The 17581-nt window shown below is 60.2% G+C and carries 17 protein-coding genes; 9 read left to right on the top strand and 8 right to left on the bottom strand.

Features of this window, described 5'->3' with window-relative positions:
* Nucleotides 1–120: 120 nt before the first annotated feature.
* Nucleotides 121–684 carry an NAD(P)H nitroreductase gene (locus tag D8U18_RS01215; RefSeq protein WP_131106845.1) on the bottom strand — a complete coding sequence of 188 codons (564 nt, stop codon included), beginning with the start codon at nucleotides 682–684 and terminating at the stop codon, nucleotides 121–123.
* Between the two features lie 121 nt (nucleotides 685–805).
* Between D8U18_RS01215 and D8U18_RS01210 the strand changes: the two genes are divergently transcribed.
* Nucleotides 806–2260, top strand: a complete 1455-nt coding sequence (locus D8U18_RS01210) for a TrkH family potassium uptake protein (protein ID WP_130930860.1) — start codon at nucleotides 806–808, stop codon at nucleotides 2258–2260.
* On the opposite strand, the gene D8U18_RS01205 is transcribed toward D8U18_RS01210, so the two are convergent.
* Nucleotides 2217–3278, bottom strand: coding sequence for an AraC family transcriptional regulator (locus D8U18_RS01205; protein WP_082557536.1), 1062 nt, complete (start codon nucleotides 3276–3278; stop codon nucleotides 2217–2219). The genes D8U18_RS01210 and D8U18_RS01205 overlap by 44 nt on opposite strands.
* A 160-nt stretch (nucleotides 3279–3438) precedes the next feature.
* On the opposite strand from D8U18_RS01205, the gene D8U18_RS01200 reads away from it, so the two are divergent.
* Complete coding sequence (locus D8U18_RS01200; protein ID WP_075948932.1) at nucleotides 3439–3750, top strand: DUF962 domain-containing protein; 312 nt, start codon at nucleotides 3439–3441, stop codon at nucleotides 3748–3750.
* A gap of 18 nt (nucleotides 3751–3768) precedes the next feature.
* Nucleotides 3769–4359 carry an HD domain-containing protein gene (locus D8U18_RS01195; protein WP_131106844.1) on the top strand — a complete coding sequence of 197 codons (591 nt, stop codon included), beginning with the start codon at nucleotides 3769–3771 and terminating at the stop codon, nucleotides 4357–4359.
* A 120-nt stretch (nucleotides 4360–4479) separates the two neighbouring features.
* Here D8U18_RS01195 and D8U18_RS01190 read toward each other — a convergent pair whose 3' ends face one another.
* Nucleotides 4480–5295: a UDP-2,3-diacylglucosamine diphosphatase gene (locus D8U18_RS01190; RefSeq protein WP_110752666.1), complete on the bottom strand. Its 816-nt coding sequence runs from the start codon at nucleotides 5293–5295 to the stop codon at nucleotides 4480–4482.
* Between the two features lie 135 nt (nucleotides 5296–5430).
* Between D8U18_RS01190 and D8U18_RS01185 the strand changes: the two genes are divergently transcribed.
* Together D8U18_RS01185 and D8U18_RS01180 are read left to right on the top strand one after the other, a co-directional pair.
* The gene (locus tag D8U18_RS01185) at nucleotides 5431–6189 is read left to right on the top strand and encodes a helix-turn-helix domain-containing protein (RefSeq protein ID WP_131106843.1); all 759 of its coding nucleotides are present in this window, start codon (nucleotides 5431–5433) and stop codon (nucleotides 6187–6189) included.
* Between the two features lie 75 nt (nucleotides 6190–6264).
* The gene (locus D8U18_RS01180) at nucleotides 6265–7158 is read left to right on the top strand and encodes a DMT family transporter (RefSeq protein ID WP_130905485.1); all 894 of its coding nucleotides are present in this window, start codon (nucleotides 6265–6267) and stop codon (nucleotides 7156–7158) included.
* Here the strand turns inward: D8U18_RS01180 and D8U18_RS01175 are convergent.
* The 4 genes from D8U18_RS01175 to recQ all read right to left on the bottom strand — a co-directional run bounded on the left by D8U18_RS01175 (nucleotide 7152) and on the right by recQ (nucleotide 11984).
* The gene (locus tag D8U18_RS01175) at nucleotides 7152–7439 is read right to left on the bottom strand and encodes a SelT/SelW/SelH family protein (protein WP_056853067.1); all 288 of its coding nucleotides are present in this window, start codon (nucleotides 7437–7439) and stop codon (nucleotides 7152–7154) included. The genes D8U18_RS01180 and D8U18_RS01175 overlap by 7 nt on opposite strands.
* A 64-nt stretch (nucleotides 7440–7503) precedes the next feature.
* Complete coding sequence (locus D8U18_RS01170; protein ID WP_131106842.1) at nucleotides 7504–9177, bottom strand: FimV/HubP family polar landmark protein; 1674 nt, start codon at nucleotides 9175–9177, stop codon at nucleotides 7504–7506.
* A 127-nt stretch (nucleotides 9178–9304) separates the two neighbouring features.
* Nucleotides 9305–9739, bottom strand: coding sequence for a MarR family transcriptional regulator (locus D8U18_RS01165; RefSeq protein WP_056853069.1), 435 nt, complete (start codon nucleotides 9737–9739; stop codon nucleotides 9305–9307).
* Nucleotides 9740–9857: 118 nt separating this feature from the next.
* The gene (gene recQ / locus D8U18_RS01160) at nucleotides 9858–11984 is read right to left on the bottom strand and encodes a DNA helicase RecQ (RefSeq protein WP_056853070.1); all 2127 of its coding nucleotides are present in this window, start codon (nucleotides 11982–11984) and stop codon (nucleotides 9858–9860) included.
* A 267-nt stretch (nucleotides 11985–12251) separates the two neighbouring features.
* Between recQ and D8U18_RS01155 the strand changes: the two genes are divergently transcribed.
* From D8U18_RS01155 to lapD, 4 genes are all read left to right on the top strand, one after another.
* Entirely contained in the window at nucleotides 12252–12839 is a 588-nt protein-coding gene (locus tag D8U18_RS01155) for a YecA family protein (RefSeq protein WP_056853071.1), read from the top strand.
* A gap of 10 nt (nucleotides 12840–12849) precedes the next feature.
* Entirely contained in the window at nucleotides 12850–13245 is a 396-nt protein-coding gene (locus D8U18_RS01150) for a YbaN family protein (RefSeq protein ID WP_056853072.1), read from the top strand.
* 667 nt (nucleotides 13246–13912) lie between these two features.
* Nucleotides 13913–14620, top strand: a complete 708-nt coding sequence (lapG, locus tag D8U18_RS01140) for a cysteine protease LapG (RefSeq protein WP_131106840.1) — start codon at nucleotides 13913–13915, stop codon at nucleotides 14618–14620.
* Nucleotides 14621–14642: 22 nt separating this feature from the next.
* The gene (gene lapD, locus D8U18_RS01135; protein ID WP_131106839.1) at nucleotides 14643–16583 is read left to right on the top strand and encodes a cyclic di-GMP receptor LapD; all 1941 of its coding nucleotides are present in this window, start codon (nucleotides 14643–14645) and stop codon (nucleotides 16581–16583) included.
* Between the two features lie 187 nt (nucleotides 16584–16770).
* On the opposite strand, the gene D8U18_RS01130 is transcribed toward lapD, so the two are convergent.
* Nucleotides 16771–17581 (bottom strand): type I secretion C-terminal target domain-containing protein (locus tag D8U18_RS01130; RefSeq protein WP_131106838.1); only part of this gene is annotated, 811 nt, incomplete at its 5' end.

Here is a 17581-nt window from a genome sequence, read left to right as displayed (position 1 = left end):
GTCCCGGGCTGTATTCCCACGCAGAGCGTGGGAACGATCTTTACCCGGCTGGCCAAGCGCTAACGAATTCGGCCAGATCGACCTTGATGATCGTTCCCACGCAGAGCGTGGGAACGATCTTTACCCAACTGGCCAGGCGCTGACGAATTCGGCCAGATCGACCTTCTCCGCCACCCGCGGTTCTTTCTGCGGCGTGCCCAGGTACAGGAAGGCGATCACCTCTTCGCCTTCCGTCAACCCCAAACCCTTGGCCACATGAGGCGAGTAGGCCAGGTCACCGGTACGCCACACCGCGCCGATGCCTTGTGCGTATGCCGCCAGCAAGATCCCGTGGGCGGCGCACCCTGCTGCCAGCAATTGCTCAGACTTCGGATACTTGACGTGATCCTGCACGCGGGCGATCACCACAACCACCAAAGGTGCACGCAACGGGCCGTTACGAGCCTTGTCGATGGCGGCTTGCGTCACTTCGCCGTCCTGCAGCCTGGCGGCTTCAGCCAGCAACTCGCCCATTTGCTCGCGCGCCGCGCCTTCTACCGTCAGAAACCGCCAAGGCTGCAAGTGGCCGTGATCCGGGGCGCGCATGGCCGCGGCGAACAGCACTTCGCGCTGCTCGGCAGTCGGTGCCGGATCTAGCAATCGTGGAACGGAAACACGGTTGAGCAAAGCGTCGAGAGCCTGCATCGGCCACCTCCAGAAAAAATTGTGCGGCTATTCTAGCGGTAACTACTCTGGCGGTGCGGTTTACATGCCCTGCCCCGCAGGTAGAATGGCGCCCTTCCCTATTTCAGCCCGAGCGGACTTCATGGCGTTGCCGACCTTACGTCTCATTGGTTTCATCATCGGCATCTTCCTGATCACCCTGGCCATCGCCATGGTCGTGCCCATGGCCACGCTGGTGATCTTCGAGCGCACAGGCGACCTGCCGTCGTTTCTCTGGGCCAGCATGATCACCTTCGTCGGGGGGCTCGCCCTGGTCATCCCCGGCCGCCCGGAACATGTACATCTGCGGCCACGGGACATGTACCTGCTGACCGTCAGCAGCTGGCTGGTGGTATGTATCTTCGCCGCGCTGCCGTTTTTACTGACCCAGCACATCAGCTACACCGATTCGTTCTTTGAAAGCATGTCCGGCATCACCGCCACCGGCGCAACGGTGCTCACGGGTCTGGACAACATGTCCCCCGGCATCCTGATGTGGCGTTCATTGCTGCACTGGATCGGCGGCATCGGGTTCATCGGCATGGCGGTCGCGATTCTGCCGTTGTTGCGTATCGGTGGCATGCGGCTGTTCCAGACCGAGTCGTCAGACCGTTCCGAAAAAGTCATGCCCCGTTCGCACATGGTGGCGCGTTTGATCGTTGCGGCCTACGTCGGCATCACCATTTTCGGCAGCCTGGCGTTCTGGTGGGCCGGTATGAGCCCGTTCGATGCGATCAACCACGCGATGTCAGCGATTTCCACCGGTGGTTTCTCGACCTCCGACCAGTCTTTGGCCAAGTGGCCGGAGCCAGCAGTGCATTGGGTGGCGATCGTCATCATGATTCTTGGTGCCCTGCCGTTCACCCTGTATGTAGCGACCTTGCGCGGTAACCGCAAAGCACTGATCAAGGATGAGCAGGTTCGAGGCTTGCTCGGCATGTTGCTGGTGACCTGGCTGGTGCTCGGCACCTGGTACTGGTGGACCACCCAGTTGCATTGGCTGGAGGCATTACGGCATGTGGCGCTGAACGTCACATCGGTGGTGACCACCACCGGTTTCGCATTAGGGGATTACAGCCTGTGGGGCAATTTCTCGCTGATGCTGTTCTTCTATCTGGGGTTCGTCGGCGGCTGCTCCGGCTCGACCGCGGGCGGGATCAAGATCTTCCGCTTCCAGGTGGCCTACATCCTGCTCAAGGCCAACCTTAATCAGCTGATCCACCCGCGTGCGGTGATCAAGCAGAAGTACAACGGTCACCGGCTCGACGAAGAGATCGTGCGTTCGATCCTGACCTTTTCGTTCTTCTTCGCCATTACCATCTGCGTGATCGCGCTGCTGTTGTCGCTGCTCGGCGTCGACTGGATGACCGCCCTCACCGGCGCGGCCGCCACGGTGTCCGGCGTTGGTCCGGGACTGGGCGAGACCATTGGCCCGGCGGGCAACTTCGCCACCCTGCCGGACGCCGCCAAGTGGATTCTCTCGTTCGGCATGCTCCTTGGCCGGCTGGAGATCATTACGGTGTTTGTGTTGTGTATTCCGGCGTTCTGGCGCCATTGACCACGGGTGGCGCGTTCAGCAGCCGCGTCCGGTACTCGCCGGGCGTGGTGTCGAACCAGCGGCGGAAAGCGCGGAAGAAGTTGCTCGGGTCGGCGAACCCCAGCAAGTAAGCGATCTCCAGCAAGGTCATGGTGGGTTGCGCCAGGTATTGCTCCGCCAGTTCGCGCCGGGTGTCGTCGAGCAACGTCTGGAAACTCGTGCCCTCTTCCTGCAAGCGTCGCTGCAAGGTGCGTTGCGACAGATGCAGCGTCTGTGCCACGGCATCACGCTTGGGCTCACCCTGGGGCAGCAAACGGCACAGCACCTGCCGTGCCTTGTGAGTGACACGACTCTCGGAAAACCGCGCCAGGTACTCACCGGCAAACCGGTCATGCAGCAGCGCCATGGCTTCGTTGGCCGTCGGTAGGGGCGCTTCCATGTCTGCACGTTCGAAAATCAGCGCATCGTATTGTGCGTTGAACACCAATGGTGCATGGAAGACTTGTTTGTAGGGTTCAACATCGACGGGGAGATCGCCCTGCAGCAACACCTTGCGCGGTTGCAACGTGCGCCCGGTCAGCCAGCCGCACAGTGCCAGGGCACACGCCAGCGAGGCTTCGGCACTCTGGCGGGTCGGCGGTAGATGATCGCCGTGCACTGTCAAAATCAGCGCATATCCCTCCTCCAGCAGCCGGAAACTCAAGTCAGCGCTTTCGGCGATGATCCGCTGGTAACGCACCAGTCGCCGGAAACCATCGGCCAGGGTCTGGCTGGACATCAAGGCGTAACCGGTCACATGGAACTGCGCCGGTCGCACCACTTTGCCCATGTTCAGGCCAATCGCCGGGTTGCCGGACAGCTCAACCGCGCGTTGCCAGAGTCGTGTCATGGAGTCTTGCGGGAAGCGCGCATCCGGATCATCCAGAGCCGCATAGTCGAGCCCCAGCTGTTTGAACAATACCCGGCAATCCAGGCCGTCCATTTCCAGTGCTTTGACAATCCCCATCGCCCAGCTTGCAGAAGTCGTTCTTTCGCTCATGTCCGTGTCTTACATGATGAGCCGCATGCTACGGCCAATTTCCGAAGGATACTAAAGTGGCGCCCATTGTCACTGGCTGATGCCAATGATCACTCTAGACTCAAATAAGCTACCCGCAGAACAACTTGCAGCCAGAACAATAACCACAGAGATTGCAGTCGTGGAAAACATCAAGCGTTTCAACAGCTTTGCTGAGTTCTATCCGTATTACCTCAGCGAGCACAGCAACAGTACCTGTCGACGATTGCACTTTATCGGTACGACACTGGTCATTTTCATTCTGGCGCTGACCATCGGCCGAGGCGCCTGGATGTTGTTGTGGGCCTTGCCGCTGGCGGGATACACCTTTGCATGGGTTGGGCATTTCTTCTTCGAGAAGAATCGTCCTGCAACCTTTCAGCACCCCTTCTACAGCCTGCTCGGTGATTTCGTCATGTATCGCGACATGATTCTGGGACGCGTACCGTTCTAGGTCACCCGAGGATTGCCAATGAACGTCAACGCTCGCTTCACCCACATGAAAGACGGCACGCAGGAAGACTGGGCGATCATCGCCGCGGACTTCAGCGCCTACGCCCGCCAATTGCCGGCCCGTATCGCGGCGCACCTGAAGTTGCTCGAAGGTGATTTTGGCGGTTTTCCGGTAGATCGCCTGACCCACTCCCTGCAAACCGCTACCCGCGCCTGGCGTGATGGCCGCGATGAAGAATATGTGGTCTGCGCCCTGCTCCACGACATCGGTGACACCCTGGGTTCCTACAACCACCCGGATATAGCGGCGGCGATCCTCAAGCCATTTGTCAGCGCCGAGAATCTGTGGATGGTGGAGAAGCACGGGATTTTCCAGGGCTATTACTTCTTCCATCACCTGGGCATGGACCGGCATTTGCGTGAGCAATACAAAGAGCATCCGCAATATCAGGCGACCATCGAGTTTTGTGCCAAGTACGATGCGGCGGCGTTCGATCCGGCTTACGACACTTTGCCGTTGAGCTTTTTCGAGCCGATGATGGAGCGGCTGTTTGCGCAGCCGAAGAACTCGATCTACAAGGCGGCGATGCAAGAGCATTCGCCAGCCTGATCGATCCAGCGGGGCCGCTTTGCGGCCCATCGCGGGCAAGCCCGCTCCCAAAGGGTTCTGTATCGACCACAAACTCTGTATTCAACATCAATCACTGCGAGCTTGCTGGCGATGGCAACCTCATGCCAGCTCCGCCACCTTCGCAGCCTTCAACTGCGCCTCCCGCGCCTGGGCATCGGCCAGGCGATACAACTCGATCGTGCCGTCCCAATGCTCGATCAACGCCGTGCACGATTCCACCCAATCGCCGCAATTGAGGTAATCCACCTCGCCGACCTTGCGGATCTCGGCATGGTGAATGTGCCCGCACACCACGCCATGCAGCTCACGCTTGACGCATTCATGGGCGATGGCTTCCTCGAAGTCGCTGATGAAACTGACTGCGGTTTTCACTTTGTGCTTGAGATACGCCGACAGCGACCAATAGCCGTAGCCATAACGCGCGCGCCAGTGGTTGAGCCAGCGGTTGAGGGTCAGGGTGAATTCGTAGGCCGAGTCACCAAGAAAGGCCAGCCAGCGGTGGTAGCGGGTAATCACGTCGAACTGGTCGCCGTGGATCACCAGCAGATGCCGGCCATCCGCCGTCACATGCACCGCTTCGTCCACTAATTGAATGTTCCCCAGGATCAGTTTCGAGTAGCGACGCAGGAATTCATCGTGGTTGCCGGTGACGTAGATCACCTCAGTGCCGCGCTTGCTCATGGTCAGCAGGCGCCGAATCACGTTGGTGTGCGCCTGGGGCCAATACATGCCGCCACGCAGTTTCCAGCCGTCGATGATGTCGCCCACCAGGTAAATCCTGTCCGCGTGATAGCCCTTGAGAAACTGCGACAAGTGCTCGGCCTGGCAATCGCGCGTGCCCAGATGCACGTCGGAAATCCACAAGGTCCGCACACGTTGCTTACGGCTGGGTTTGGCGAGCTCGGCGCTGGTCATGGGCAACCCTCAGGACAGGTTTTGGCAAGCTTGCGCCGTTCGGGTTAATGGTCCATGACAACCGCAAGTCAGTCTTGTGACAGCGCGCCAGAGCCACGCCGGTGTAGACTGACGCCCAGAACCGGGAGACCCGCGATGAGACCGATCCTCACCCTGCGCCAATACACCGAAGACCTGATCGTCCACAGCCACGAACACGCGCAACTGGTGTTCGGGTTGTCGGGCGCACTGGATTTCGAAGTCGACGGGCGCGGTAGCCAGGTGGTCCAGCAAAGCTTCGTGGTCATCCCGTCCGGGTTTCATCACGCCTGCGGTAGTCCCAATGGCAGCCGTTGCCTGGTACTGGACGTGCCCGACGATCAATGGATTGGCCAGTCCCTGGGCGAGCATGCCAACGCCAGTCGTCGCTTGCTCGACAACGCCGGCCGCTTGTCGCTGGATGCCGGGCAAAGCCAATTGGTCAGTTGGTTGGCCAACAGTCAGGTGAATGATCCGCTGATCGCGCAACAAGGCTCGGTGTTGCTGTTGGCCAGTCTCAACAACGCCAGGCCGGACACTGTCGGCGGTCGACGCCTGCCGTACGCTGCGCTGAATGCCCACATTGACCAGTACGCCGCCTACCCGCTGCAAGTCGCCGACCTGGCGCGCGTGGCCGGCCTGTCCAGCGCCCGCTTGCATGCGCGGTTCGTCGCCGAATGCGGTCAGACACCGATGGACTACATTCGCAGCCGACGCCTGCACAAGGCCGTCGCGTTGTTGCGCAGCTCGAACCTGCCCATCGGCGAGATTGCCAGTCGCGTCGGTTACAGCTCCCAGAGTGCCTTTGCCGCTGCGGTGCTGCGCGAGTTCGGCTCCTCGCCAGGCAAGCTGCGGCGCGAGGCTGGCGACAAATAACGCGAGTCTGGCGACAGACACCGCAGCAGCGGACGCGGTTAAATGACCCGGTCCCTACGTTTACCAAGGATTGTCATGACTCCCCGTACCGCCCTTGGCGCCCTGCACATTGGCGCTCTGATGTTCGGCCTGACCGGCGTGTTCGGCAAACTCGCCGCCGCGTCACCGGCCGTCATCGTCTTCGGCCGCGCTGCGTTCGCGGTATTGGCGCTGGCATTCTTCGCCCGATTTGCCAGCAATACCCGTTGGCAACGACTCGAGGCCATGGACTTGCGCCGACTGTTGCTCAGCGGCCTGTTACTGACCGGGCACTGGGTGAGTTTCTTCATTTCGGTGAAAGTCGCTGGCGTGGCCATCGCGACCCTGGGCTTTGCCAGTTTCCCGGCCTTCACCGTGATCCTCGAAGGGCTGATTTTCCGCGAGCGGATCCGCGCCAATGAAATTGTGCTGGTGGCGTTGGTCAGCGTCGGGTTGGTGCTGGTCACGCCTGAATTCGATCTGGCCAGCGGTGCCACCACGGGCCTGTTGTGGTCGGTGCTTTCCGGATTACTGTTCTCCCTCTTGTCGCTGACCAATCGCGCCAGCTCGGCACGCATCCCGCCGGTGCAGGCAGCGTTGTGTCAGAACGTGGTGGTCGGCTTGTGCCTGCTGCCAGTGGCAGCACCGCATTTAAGCGAAGTGCGCGCCATCGATTGGTTGTGGATCGGCCTGCTCGGGGTGTTCTGCACCGGTGTCGCCCACAGCCTGTTTGTCGCCAGCCTGGCGGTGATCAAGGCGCGGACCGCTGCGGTGGTCTTTGCCCTGGAGCCGGTTTACGGCATCACCATGGCCTGGCTGTTGTTCAATGAAAACCCGACCCTGCGCATGCTGCTCGGCGGTGCGCTAATCATTGTCGCCATCGTGGTGTCCAGCAGGCTCTCCGGCGGTTCAAGCAGCAAAGCCGTCGCGGCAGAAGCCGCGTCTCACTGAGTGCGGTCGTTATGCCCCAGGTCGCGGCCCGGATCAATCCGGTCGCGGACCCGCTGCTTGAGAACCTTGGCCTCGGGGAAACCACCGTCAGTCTTGCGCTCCCAGATCTGTACATCGTCGCAAAAGACATGAAACACCCCGCCCGTTCCAGGCACCAGGGACACTTTGCCCAGGTCATCGCCAAAAGTACTGAGCAGTTCCTGTGCCAGCCAGGCTGCTCGCAACAACCACTGGCATTGAGTGCAGTAGGTGATGATGATTTCGGGTTTGCTAACGGTCATGACAGGCAGATCTCTCAACCAGAGGGCGTCGTCATCATAAGCACCTTCACTGCTTGCTGAAAGATCAACGAATACCGGCCAATAGAGTGCGGGCCGTCCGTTTCAGCGGCTCCTCGGCGTCTCTGAGTAATTCGTTGAGCAATGCGATGGCACTGTCCAGATCGCCGTCATCGATACAGGTCTGGGCCTGCTCCAGTTTTCCGGCATTGCTGGGCTCGACCGGTTCGAGGTTGATCGGCTCAAGCTCCAGCGAAGGGCTTGGCTCGCGGAACTCGTCGAGAAAGCTGTCGTCAAGGGACCGGGAGGCGGATTCGATTTCCCATTCGATTTCGGGTTCCGGCAAATCCAGTTCGCTTGCCGAAAGCGCGTCCGGCGTATCCGTGTCCACGAGCTCGAGCAAGTCCCAATTTGTATCTATCACCAGGTCATCCGCTTTCAACTGTGACTCATCACCGGGCGCCGTCGCCAAGGGCGTAACAACAGCCGTCATTACCGGAACCGCTGCAATGGGGTTCAATTTCGGATGGCGAGCACGGATATCCATGAGTTTCTGTTCGTCGAACCCGGCGTTTCGCAGTTTGGCGTCCAGCGCATCGTAGGCAGACGCATCGCCCTGTTTGCCGAGCACTTCCAGCAATTGCACGGCAAGATCTGTACGCTCCGGCTCCTTGTCCATGGCTTCTCGCAACAAGCCGACAGCCTCGGTAAATCGACCATAGGCCAGATAAACCGCAACCTCTTCGAATACATCGCTGACAGGCAGTTCATCACTGTTTGCTGAGACCGCTGCAACCGCAGATGTCGTGATCAGCGGTTCTTCGAGCCGACCCGGTACCGCCTGCTGCGGTGGTGAAGTAGCGGGTTGGGCAGACATCGACTGCTGTCTTCGTCGCACAAACCAACCCAACAACAGTAACCCTGCCAGCGTGAGCAAACCGCCAATCAACAGCCAATTGGTTGTCGGTTGTTCAGCGACGATCGGCGCTGGCGCTACCACAGCGGGCGTCACTGGCTCCGCAGTTGCGCTTTGAGCCTCCGCCAATCGGGTCTGAAGCTCGATCACCTGTTTCTTCTCGCCGGCAATCTGCTCCACCTGTGCTTGCAGCTTTGCATTGAGTTCTTCGATGGTGGCTTGCAACTGCTGGACTTGCAGTACGCTGGCGGCCAGTTGCTCGGCAACTGGGTCGGTGACCGGGACGGTGGCCGGTTTGGGCTTCGGCTCCTGGCGTGCGGGTACGGCCGGGGTAGCGGGCTGGACACTCGGAAACGCGGAAGAGCCGCGATCGGTCTGCGGTTCATCATCGACCGGGACGATTCCCGGCGTGCCCGGAGGATCGATCAGCACGGTGTACTCGCGCAGCAAACGACCATTGGGCTGATTGAGCTGCACAAGAAAATTCAGGAAGGGTTCATTGACCGGTTTGCTGGAGGTCACCCGGATTACATTGCGCTTGCCGCGCAGGATCGGCGTGAACTTCAAATCGTTGAGGAAGAACACCCGATCGACGCCAGCGCGGCTGTACTCGTCGGCCGTTGCCAGGCTGACGGACAGATCGCCCTCTTCCAGCCCCACTGCATCAACCAAGGCGATATCGGCGCGTAACGGCTGATTCAGTGCCGAATGCAAGGTGATATCACCCAGGCCCAGCGCCGGCGCCAATGCCGACCAAGTGACAGCAGCACCGCCCAGCAACCACCTGGCGCAATACCGTACAACGACTCGCCGACTCTCAAGCATGAGCATCCCTTAACTGACTAAAACCAATCTGCACGCGTTCGCACATCCGGTACGAACACGATATTGCACAGTAGTTCTTATAGTCGGCTCAACGCGCTATCTCAAAAACCTGGCGAATGGTTATGCCTCAAGACTTTTCAAGGTTGGCCAGGATGTGCCCGTGAACCCGCATGCAAACCCCTAAATCCGCCTCATCGACGCCTTCGAACAGCTCATGACGCAGTTGAGTGGCAATGGTTTCGATTTGATCGATCAGAGGACGCGCCGGGGCGCAAAGGACGATTTTTTTCGCCCGACGGTCTTCCAGCACCGATTGACGCTGAACCAGCCCTTGGCTCTCCAGGCTATCGAGCAAGCGTGCCAGGGTAGGTCCTTCTACGCCCACACTCTGTGCCAGTTCACGCTGGGTCGGAGCCTGTTCGAAGCGAGCCAGGTGCAAAAGCACCAGCCAGCGCGCCTGAGACAAGCCCAGACCGGCCAGACGGCGGTCCAGTTCGGCACGCCAGCCGCGAGACATCTGGGCCAGTTGCATGCCAAAGCGGTGTTGATCGGTTAACGACATAAAACACTCATGATTAGACTGAAATAGAGAAAAACTAATTATTAGTCAGCTAAGCATGAGCCTTGGCTGGAGGCAAGGCTTGTTCTGTACTGAATCGTTACATCAGTAAACCAATGTCTCAAATCTCAAATTCCGACTGCAACGCGGCACGAACGCAATACAACACTCCTTCGGGTACTCGGCCTGCGAACAATTCAGAAATCTGCGACACGGGTGGCAACTCACCTTCACCGTCGAGGAAAGCGTCCTGAACTTCGCCCATCAAGTCTTCGGGAAGATCCAGCGCCTGTTCCAGCGACAACTGCTGTTTGCCAATCGCCTCGGCGAGCATGGTGTAGACGTTCTTTTCCGAACACTGCAGTTGCCCCGCGATCTGCACGGGGGTCATGCCCGCGCGGGCCAACGTGATCAGCTCATGGCGTACATCGGCCACCACCTTCGGCGCCTCGGCCTGGCCGCCGAGCACTTCGAGGAAGGCCTCGCCGTAACGTTCCAGCTTGCGCGCACCGACGCCGCTGACCGTGGCCATCTGCGCCAGCGAGGTTGGCTGGCTGCGCAGCATTTCCAGCAAGGTCGAGTCGGGGAAGATAACGTACGGCGGCACGCCATGTTCCTCGGCGAGTTTACGCCGCAGGGCACGCAAGGCTTCCCACTGCTCGCGCTCTTCGCCGCGCACCAATTGGCTCGCCTGGCTCTTGCTGCTTTTGACGGTGGTCTGCGCCTTCAGGTCGCGGCGCAGTTCCAGGGTCACTTCACCTTTGAGCAACGGCCGGCAGGTGTCGCTCAGGCGCAGTCCGCCGTAGCCTTCGTGGTCGACATCGGCCAGACCTCGAGCCACCAACTGACGGAACAGCGAGCGCCACTCGCCTTCGGCCCGCGCCTTGCCGACACCGAACACCGACAGGTGCTGGTGGCCGAAGCTGCGGACCTTTTCGTTGTCCTTGCCGAGCAGGACATCCACCAGATGCCCGACGCCATACCGCTGGCCGGTGCGGTAGATCGCCGAGAGCGCCTGACGCGCCGGCTCGGTGGCATCCCAGGTCTGCACGCCGTCGACGCAGTTGTCGCAATGGCCGCATGGCTCGGGCATGTCTTCATCGAAGTAGGCCAACAAGGTCTGGCGGCGGCAGCGGGTTTCTTCGCACAGCGACAGCATGGCATCGAGCTTGTGCTGCTCCAGACGCTTGTGGCGTTCGTCGCCCTCGGAGTTCTGCAACATCTGCTTGAGCATCACGACGTCTTGCAGGCCGTAGGCCATCCAGGCATCGGCCGGCAAGCCGTCACGGCCGCCGCGGCCGGTTTCCTGATAGTAGGCTTCAAGGGATTTCGGCAAGTCCAGGTGCGCGACGAACCGCACGTTGGGCTTGTCGATGCCCATGCCGAACGCCACGGTGGCGACCATGATCAGGCCTTCCTCGTTGAGGAAGCGTTTCTGGTGATAGGCGCGCAGATCGTTGGGCAGGCCGGCGTGGTAAGGCAGCGCAGGAAAACCCTGTTCGCTGAGGAACGCGGCCACTTCTTCGACTTTTTTCCGTGACAGGCAGTAAACGATGCCTGCATCGCTGCGTCGCTCGGCGAGGAACGCCAGCAACTGCTTGCGCGGCTGTTCCTTGGGCACGATGCGATAAAAAATGTTCGGGCGGTCGAAACTCGACAGAAAGCGTTCGGCATTTTGCAAGTGCAGGCGGGTGACGATTTCTTCACGGGTGCGCTTGTCGGCGGTGGCAGTCAGGGCGATGCGCGGCACGTCGGGGAACATTTCCGCCAACTGCCCCAGTTGCAGGTATTCCGGACGGAAATCATGCCCCCATTGCGACACGCAATGCGCTTCGTCAATGGCGAACAGGGCGATGTTCAGCCCCTGCAGGAAGTTCAGCATGCGCGGTTGAACCAGCCGCTCCGGGGCGAGGTAAAGCATTTTCACTTCACCGCGCTTGATCCGTGCCGCCAGGTCGCGCTGTTGTTCGGCGCTGAGGGTGGAGTTGAGCGCTGCGGCGGCCACACCGAGCTCTTCGAGGGTCGCCACTTGATCGTCCATCAACGCAATCAGCGGCGACACCACCACCGCCAGGCCTTCGCGCAGCAGCGCCGGAACCTGAAAGCACAAGGATTTACCGCCACCGGTAGGCATCAGCACCAGGGCATCACCGCCACTGGCTACGCGCTCAATGATTGCACCCTGACGGCCACGGAAACTGTCGTAACCGAAGATGTCCTTGAGGACGCGTTGAGCCTGATCGAGCATAGAAACTCCAAAAATCACCGAAACATCCCTGCAAGGCTGGTTCAGAACCCGCGACGCTGCACAGACAAATCGTAAGTGCGCGTTGCATGACGCTTCACATTTCAGCCGTGAAGCCAGCAGGGCATCACAAAACGCGCGAGTATACCCGAGCACCGTCCGGCAAAGGGCACCGCTGGGGAAGGTGGTGCAAATATGCTGCGCGGCTGGCTCAAGCGCGCAAGAAGGCCTAGAATTCCCGCATCGAACATTCCCCAAGGTAGTCCTTTAATGTCCTTCGCTGAGCAACTAACCCGCCTGCAAGTCTTCCTCGACGCCGATGAACTGCATGACGAGGCGCTGGACTACGTGGCCGCCCATGGCTACCTCACCGCGCTGTCGATCTGTTCCGAAGTCGTTCCCGATCGTGAATGGATCGATGCACTTTTTGCCGAAGAGCCGCATTACAGCAGCGAAGCTCAACGCGAAGAGATCGAAGCCACCCTGATCGGCCTCAAGGCCCACATCGCTCGCCAATTGGCCTCCGACGAAGAATTCGAGTTGCCGTGCGACCTGGACCTGGGCGAAGACCCTGACGATTCCGAACTGCGCGGCTGGTGCATCGGTTTCATGGAAGGCGTGTTCCTTCGCGAAGAAGCCTGGTTTGAAACCGCCGAAGACGAAGTCAGCGAAATGCTGCTGCCGATCATGGTCGGTTCGGGTCTGTTCGACGAACAGCCTGAGTTCTCCGACATCGCGGCCGACGCCAACCTGATGGACGACATGATCGTGCAGATCCCGGAAGCCCTGACCGCGCTGTACCTGCTGTGCAACGCACCAGACGAAAAACCGGCGATCCTCAAGCCACGTCACCACTAAGGTTCTGCCTATGGACAACCCCATAGGCAACCGCTCCCTGATGTTGCGCTACGTGCTGCTGGCTATCGGCTGGCTGAGCGTAGCGTTGGGGGTGATCGGGATTTTCCTGCCGGTGTTGCCCACCACCCCTTTCCTGCTGCTGGCGGCTGCCTGTTTCGCCCGCAGTTCGCCGCGCTTCTATCAATGGCTGGTCGATCATCCGCGGCTTGGACCGTGGATTCGTGACTACCTCGAAGGTAATGGCATTCCCCTCAAGGGTAAGGTCTACGCCATTGGGTTGATGTGGGTGAGCATTCTGTTTTCCTGCTATCTGGTACCGATGCCTTGGGCTCGGGGGTTCATGCTGACCAGTGCGGTGCTGGTGACGATTTATATTGTTCGGCAGAAGACTTTGCGCAAGTTTTGAGTTTTTGGGGTGGTGTGGTGGTGGTGTACATATCCATTGCTGCGGTAACGGCCGCTTATGGTTCCGCCCTTACGGCGGGTCACTTTCGAGAAGCGCGAAAGTAACCAAAGCGCTCTTGCCCCTTTCGTTCGGTGCCTCGCTGTGGCTCGGCATACCCTCGCTCCGGTCCTGCTCCGTGGGCCCGCCGCCATCGGCCATCCATGGCCGGGGGCGGCTAACCCGGCATCCATGCCGGGTTGCCCACTGCGCAGAACCTCCGCTCGGCCTCTCGAGGGGGCGACTTTCGCCACAGCATCGCGAGGCGGCCTACCGGCCGGCCTGAGCGGTCGGGGGGCGTGCTCTCCCTATAGGAGCCAGCCTGCTGGCGATGGCCGTTAACGATAAAGTGCACTGTCTGGATGAACGCGGCGTCTGGGCATTTTTCGCCAGCAAGGCTGGCTCCCACCAGGGGCTGAGGTACATCCAGAGAAGATCGGTTGGCTGGCGGGCCGCCATCGCTGGCAAGCCAGCTCCCACAGGGATCGAGTACATCTATTAGAAATTGGTCGGCTGGCAAGCCGCCCTCGCCAGCAGGCTGGCTCCCCAACGAAACCATCCCCCGACGACCAACCCCACCTTTCAATAAACACCACCTAGACTTCATCAATCTGCATCCGAGCAGCCCGACATGCCCCGCGGTCCGCGTAGTCCAGGATGGCCAACGCCCCGACTTCGGTTCGGCGGATGGCTGTTGCTGGGTGCTTTGCTGCTGGCCGGGCTGAGCAGCGTCCAGGCTGACTGGGATTTTGCACAGGTCCTGCAGAATGCCGAAAAACGCTACGGCGCCCTCGGCCCGGCCCGTGGGCGAATCGAGGCCTGGAGTCAAATGCTGCAGAGCGAACGCGACGCACCAGAGCGCGAGCAGTTGAACGCGGTCAATCGCTTTTTCAATCAACAACTGAATTTTCAGGACGACACACGCATCTGGCGGCAGACCGATTACTGGGCCACTCCCGTCGAAGCCCTGATCAAGGGCGCCGCCGATTGCGAAGACTACGCGCTGGCGAAGTATTTCAGCCTGCGCCAGCTCGGTATTCCCAGCGAAAAACTGCGCATCACTTACGTCAAGGCTTTGACCCAGAACCAGGCACACATGGTGCTGACGTTCTACAGCAACCCCGCCGCGGACCCACTTGTGCTGGACAACTTGATCGGCGACATACGCCCCGCCTCGCAACGCAAAGACCTGCTTCCGGTATATGCATTCAATGCCGAGGGCCTTTATCTGCCGGGCAAAAACGGCGGCCAACGCAGCAGCGATTCGAAAAAACTGTCGCGCTGGCAAGACGTTCTGCAAAAGATGCAAACCGAAGGGTTCACCGTGGGCGAAGGCTAGCCGCCACAGCAAGGAGCGTTTCATGAAACTGCGCAATCAACTGTTCCTCGCTATCTGCCTGTTCTTGCTGGTGGCGTTCAGCGGCAGTTTTTTTGTCGGCCTGGAAAGCTCCCGCAAACAGACCCTCGGACAATTGCGCGCCCACGCCCAGGATGCCGCCACAGCCTTGGGGTTGTCACTGACCGCTCAAGTCGATGACCCGGCGATGATGGAGTTGATGGTCAGTTCGATTTTCGACAGTGGCTATTTCAGCAGCATCCGCATCATCAGCATCGATAACCAGCAAGTGTTGATAGAGCGCAGCGCTGAGGCGCAGGTCAAGGGTGTGCCTGGCTGGTTCGTCAGTCTTGTCAATCTGCAGCATGAAGGGGGCGATGCGCTGATCATGCGTGGCTGGCAGCAAGTGGCGCGGGTCGAAGTGCTGAGCAACCCGCAGTTCGCCCTGGCCAAACTCTGGGACAGCGCCCTGGGCAGCCTGATCTGGTTGCTGGTGTGCGGACTGCTCAGTGCCGTACTCGGTGGCTGGCTGTTGCGCCGGCAACTTCGTCCCCTCGACAACATGGTCCGGCAGGCCGAAGCCATCAGTAAACGCGAGTTCTTGAGCCTGCCGAAGCTGCCACGCACGCCGGAACTCAAACGCGTGGTGCTGGCGATGAACCAGATGGTCGAGAAGCTCAAGGCGTTATTCGGCGAAGAGGCCGCGCGCAGTGAAAAGCTGCGCCGCGAGTCTTATCAGGACAGCCAGACCGGGCTGGCCAATCGGCGTTTGCTGGACGAGCAATTGGCTGACCATTTGCTGGTCACCGAACAAAGCTGTGAGGGGCATTTGTTGATGTTGCGGCTCAACGATCTCAATGGCCTCAACCAACGCCTGGGTGGTCAGCGCACCGATGCCTTGATCGGCGCGGTCGGAGAACTGCTCAAACGCCTGACCCGCCTGCCGCAGCGACGCACCTGGCTGGCTGCACGCAATCGCGGCGGCGAGTTCAGCCTGCTGTCGCCGGGCCTGGGAACCGAGGATGCCACGCGCCTGGCCGCCGAGATCAGTGCCACCCTGGAAAACCTGCGCCTGACCGGTGCCAGCGATTGCATGCCTGTCGCCCATTTGGGCATCGTAGCTTACCGCCCCGGCGAAGCCGACACCGATGTGCTGTTACGTCTCGATCAGGCGCTGACTGAGGCACGCCAACATCCCGAGCGACCCTGGGCGCTTGCCAATCGCAGCGAAATCACCCTGAAACAATCCCCTCCCGACTGGCGCAGCTGGATCGATGACGCCCTGAACCAGGGTAAATTGCAGCTGTACTTTCAACCGGTGGTGCAATGCGCGGACACCAGTGAGGTGCTGCATCACAAAGTCCTCGCCCGCCTGCTCGACCCGCACGGCCAGGCGATCGCTGCCGGGCAGTTTTTGCCATGGATCGAGCGTTTCGGCTGGTCGGCAAGGTTCGACCTGGCGATGCTCGAAGCGACCTTCGACTACCTTGCCATCAATCGCTGGCCGCTCGCGTTGAGTTTGTCCGGCGCCACTTTGCGCGATCAGACTCAACTGGATCTGATCTTCGACATGCTCGAATCCCTCCCGGAACTGGCTCCGCTGCTGACCCTGGAAATCGACGAACGCCAACTGCCGCCTCCCGATGAACTTCAACGACTGAGTCATAGCCTGCTCGATACGGGCTACCGCATTGGCCTGCAACATTTCGGTGGCAGCTTCAGCCAGATTGGCAACTTGACCCAACTGGGCCTGGCCTACCTGAAAATCGACGGCGCCTATATCCGACACATTGATGAGCAGCGCGATAAACGGCTGTTTATCGAAGCGATCTACCGGGCGACCAACAGCATTGACCTGCCATTGATTGCGGAGATGGTCGAGACCCAGGGAGAGCTGGATGCGATCAGGGAGTTGGGGGTGTTCGGGGTGATGGGCAGGCTGATCGGGCCGCCGGAACCGATGTGAGTGTTACCCGTAGACCGAGCAATCGTTCATCGCGGGCAAGCCACGCTCCCACAAGGATTCGCGTCGTGCACACGTGTCGTGAATACTGGATAACCCTGGGGGCTTGCCCGCGAATGCGATGGTTCATTCAACCATGATGTCGACTGATCAACCGCAATCGCGAGCAGACTTACTCCCACATTTCAGGTCACACCGTATCCACCTTCAACGAATGATCATTGAGCATGCCGTTGATGATCGTCGCCGTATCCGCACCACCGGCAATCACCCCACCCGCCCCTGGCGTTACACCGTAATGGCTGGCCAGATTCACACCCGCCAGGTCGATGGTCTGGTTCGGTGTGGCGCCGGCCATGGCGCTGACGTCGATGCTGGTAATCACCGAGGCGCCACTGCCGCTGACGGTGAAGTGCAGGTAGTCATCCAGCGACGCCGCGGTGCCGTTTTCCCCTTGCAGCAGTTGCGACAGGTCGAGTTTGTCGGTGCCTGGGGTGAAGTCGGTGATGACGTCGTGGCCGCTGTTGCCCTTGAGCCACTGGAAGGTGTCGTCACCGCTGCCGCCGGTGAGGGTGTTGTTGCCGAGGCCGCCGATGAGGAAGTCGTCGCCGCCCCCGCCGTTGAGCACATCGTTACCCAAACCGCCGTTGATGATGTTGCTGTTGTTGTCACCCATGAGGCTGTCATTGAAGTTTGAGCCAGTGAGGTTTTCGATGCCGGTCAGGGTGTCAGTGCCCGCGCCAAGGGTGTTCTGCGCGGTAAGCAGGCCCAGGTCGACAGTGACCCCGGCAGTGGCGTGGGCGTAGTTCGCGGTGTCGTTGCCAGTGCCGCCGTCGAGCAGGTCATTGCCCGCTCCGCTGAACAGCAAGTCGTTGCCGGCGCCACCGTGCATTTCGTTGTTGCCTGAACCTGCGGTGAGCACATCATTACCGTCGCCGGCATTGATGACGTTGTTGCCAGCGCCCGCCACCAGTACGTCGTCCCCCGAAGTGCCGGGCAGC

Origin of the sequence: Pseudomonas sp. Sample_10 (genome assembly GCF_004321495.1) — a bacterium.
Classification (GTDB): Bacteria; Pseudomonadota; Gammaproteobacteria; order Pseudomonadales; family Pseudomonadaceae; genus Aquipseudomonas.
Note: the sequence above shows the minus strand (reverse complement) of the source record. Positions and strands in the feature narration are given on the sequence as shown.

Excerpts from the sequence above, each read along its gene's own strand:
- D8U18_RS01215 (WP_131106845.1), bottom strand. The coding sequence starts at position 684 with ATGCAGGCTCTCGACGCTTTGCTCAACCGTGTTTCCGTTCCACGATTG.
- D8U18_RS01210 (WP_130930860.1), top strand. The coding sequence starts at position 806 with ATGGCGTTGCCGACCTTACGTCTCATTGGTTTCATCATCGGCATCTTC.
- D8U18_RS01205 (WP_082557536.1), bottom strand. The coding sequence starts at position 3,278 with ATGAGCGAAAGAACGACTTCTGCAAGCTGGGCGATGGGGATTGTCAAA.
- D8U18_RS01195 (WP_131106844.1), top strand. The coding sequence starts at position 3,769 with ATGAACGTCAACGCTCGCTTCACCCACATGAAAGACGGCACGCAGGAA.
- D8U18_RS01190 (WP_110752666.1), bottom strand. The coding sequence starts at position 5,295 with ATGACCAGCGCCGAGCTCGCCAAACCCAGCCGTAAGCAACGTGTGCGG.
- D8U18_RS01185 (WP_131106843.1), top strand. The coding sequence starts at position 5,431 with ATGAGACCGATCCTCACCCTGCGCCAATACACCGAAGACCTGATCGTC.
- D8U18_RS01180 (WP_130905485.1), top strand. The coding sequence starts at position 6,265 with ATGACTCCCCGTACCGCCCTTGGCGCCCTGCACATTGGCGCTCTGATG.
- D8U18_RS01175 (WP_056853067.1), bottom strand. The coding sequence starts at position 7,439 with ATGACCGTTAGCAAACCCGAAATCATCATCACCTACTGCACTCAATGC.
- D8U18_RS01170 (WP_131106842.1), bottom strand. The coding sequence starts at position 9,177 with ATGCTTGAGAGTCGGCGAGTCGTTGTACGGTATTGCGCCAGGTGGTTG.
- D8U18_RS01165 (WP_056853069.1), bottom strand. The coding sequence starts at position 9,739 with ATGTCGTTAACCGATCAACACCGCTTTGGCATGCAACTGGCCCAGATG.
- recQ (WP_056853070.1), bottom strand. The coding sequence starts at position 11,984 with ATGCTCGATCAGGCTCAACGCGTCCTCAAGGACATCTTCGGTTACGAC.
- D8U18_RS01155 (WP_056853071.1), top strand. The coding sequence starts at position 12,252 with ATGTCCTTCGCTGAGCAACTAACCCGCCTGCAAGTCTTCCTCGACGCC.
- D8U18_RS01150 (WP_056853072.1), top strand. The coding sequence starts at position 12,850 with ATGGACAACCCCATAGGCAACCGCTCCCTGATGTTGCGCTACGTGCTG.
- lapG (WP_131106840.1), top strand. The coding sequence starts at position 13,913 with ATGCCCCGCGGTCCGCGTAGTCCAGGATGGCCAACGCCCCGACTTCGG.
- lapD (WP_131106839.1), top strand. The coding sequence starts at position 14,643 with ATGAAACTGCGCAATCAACTGTTCCTCGCTATCTGCCTGTTCTTGCTG.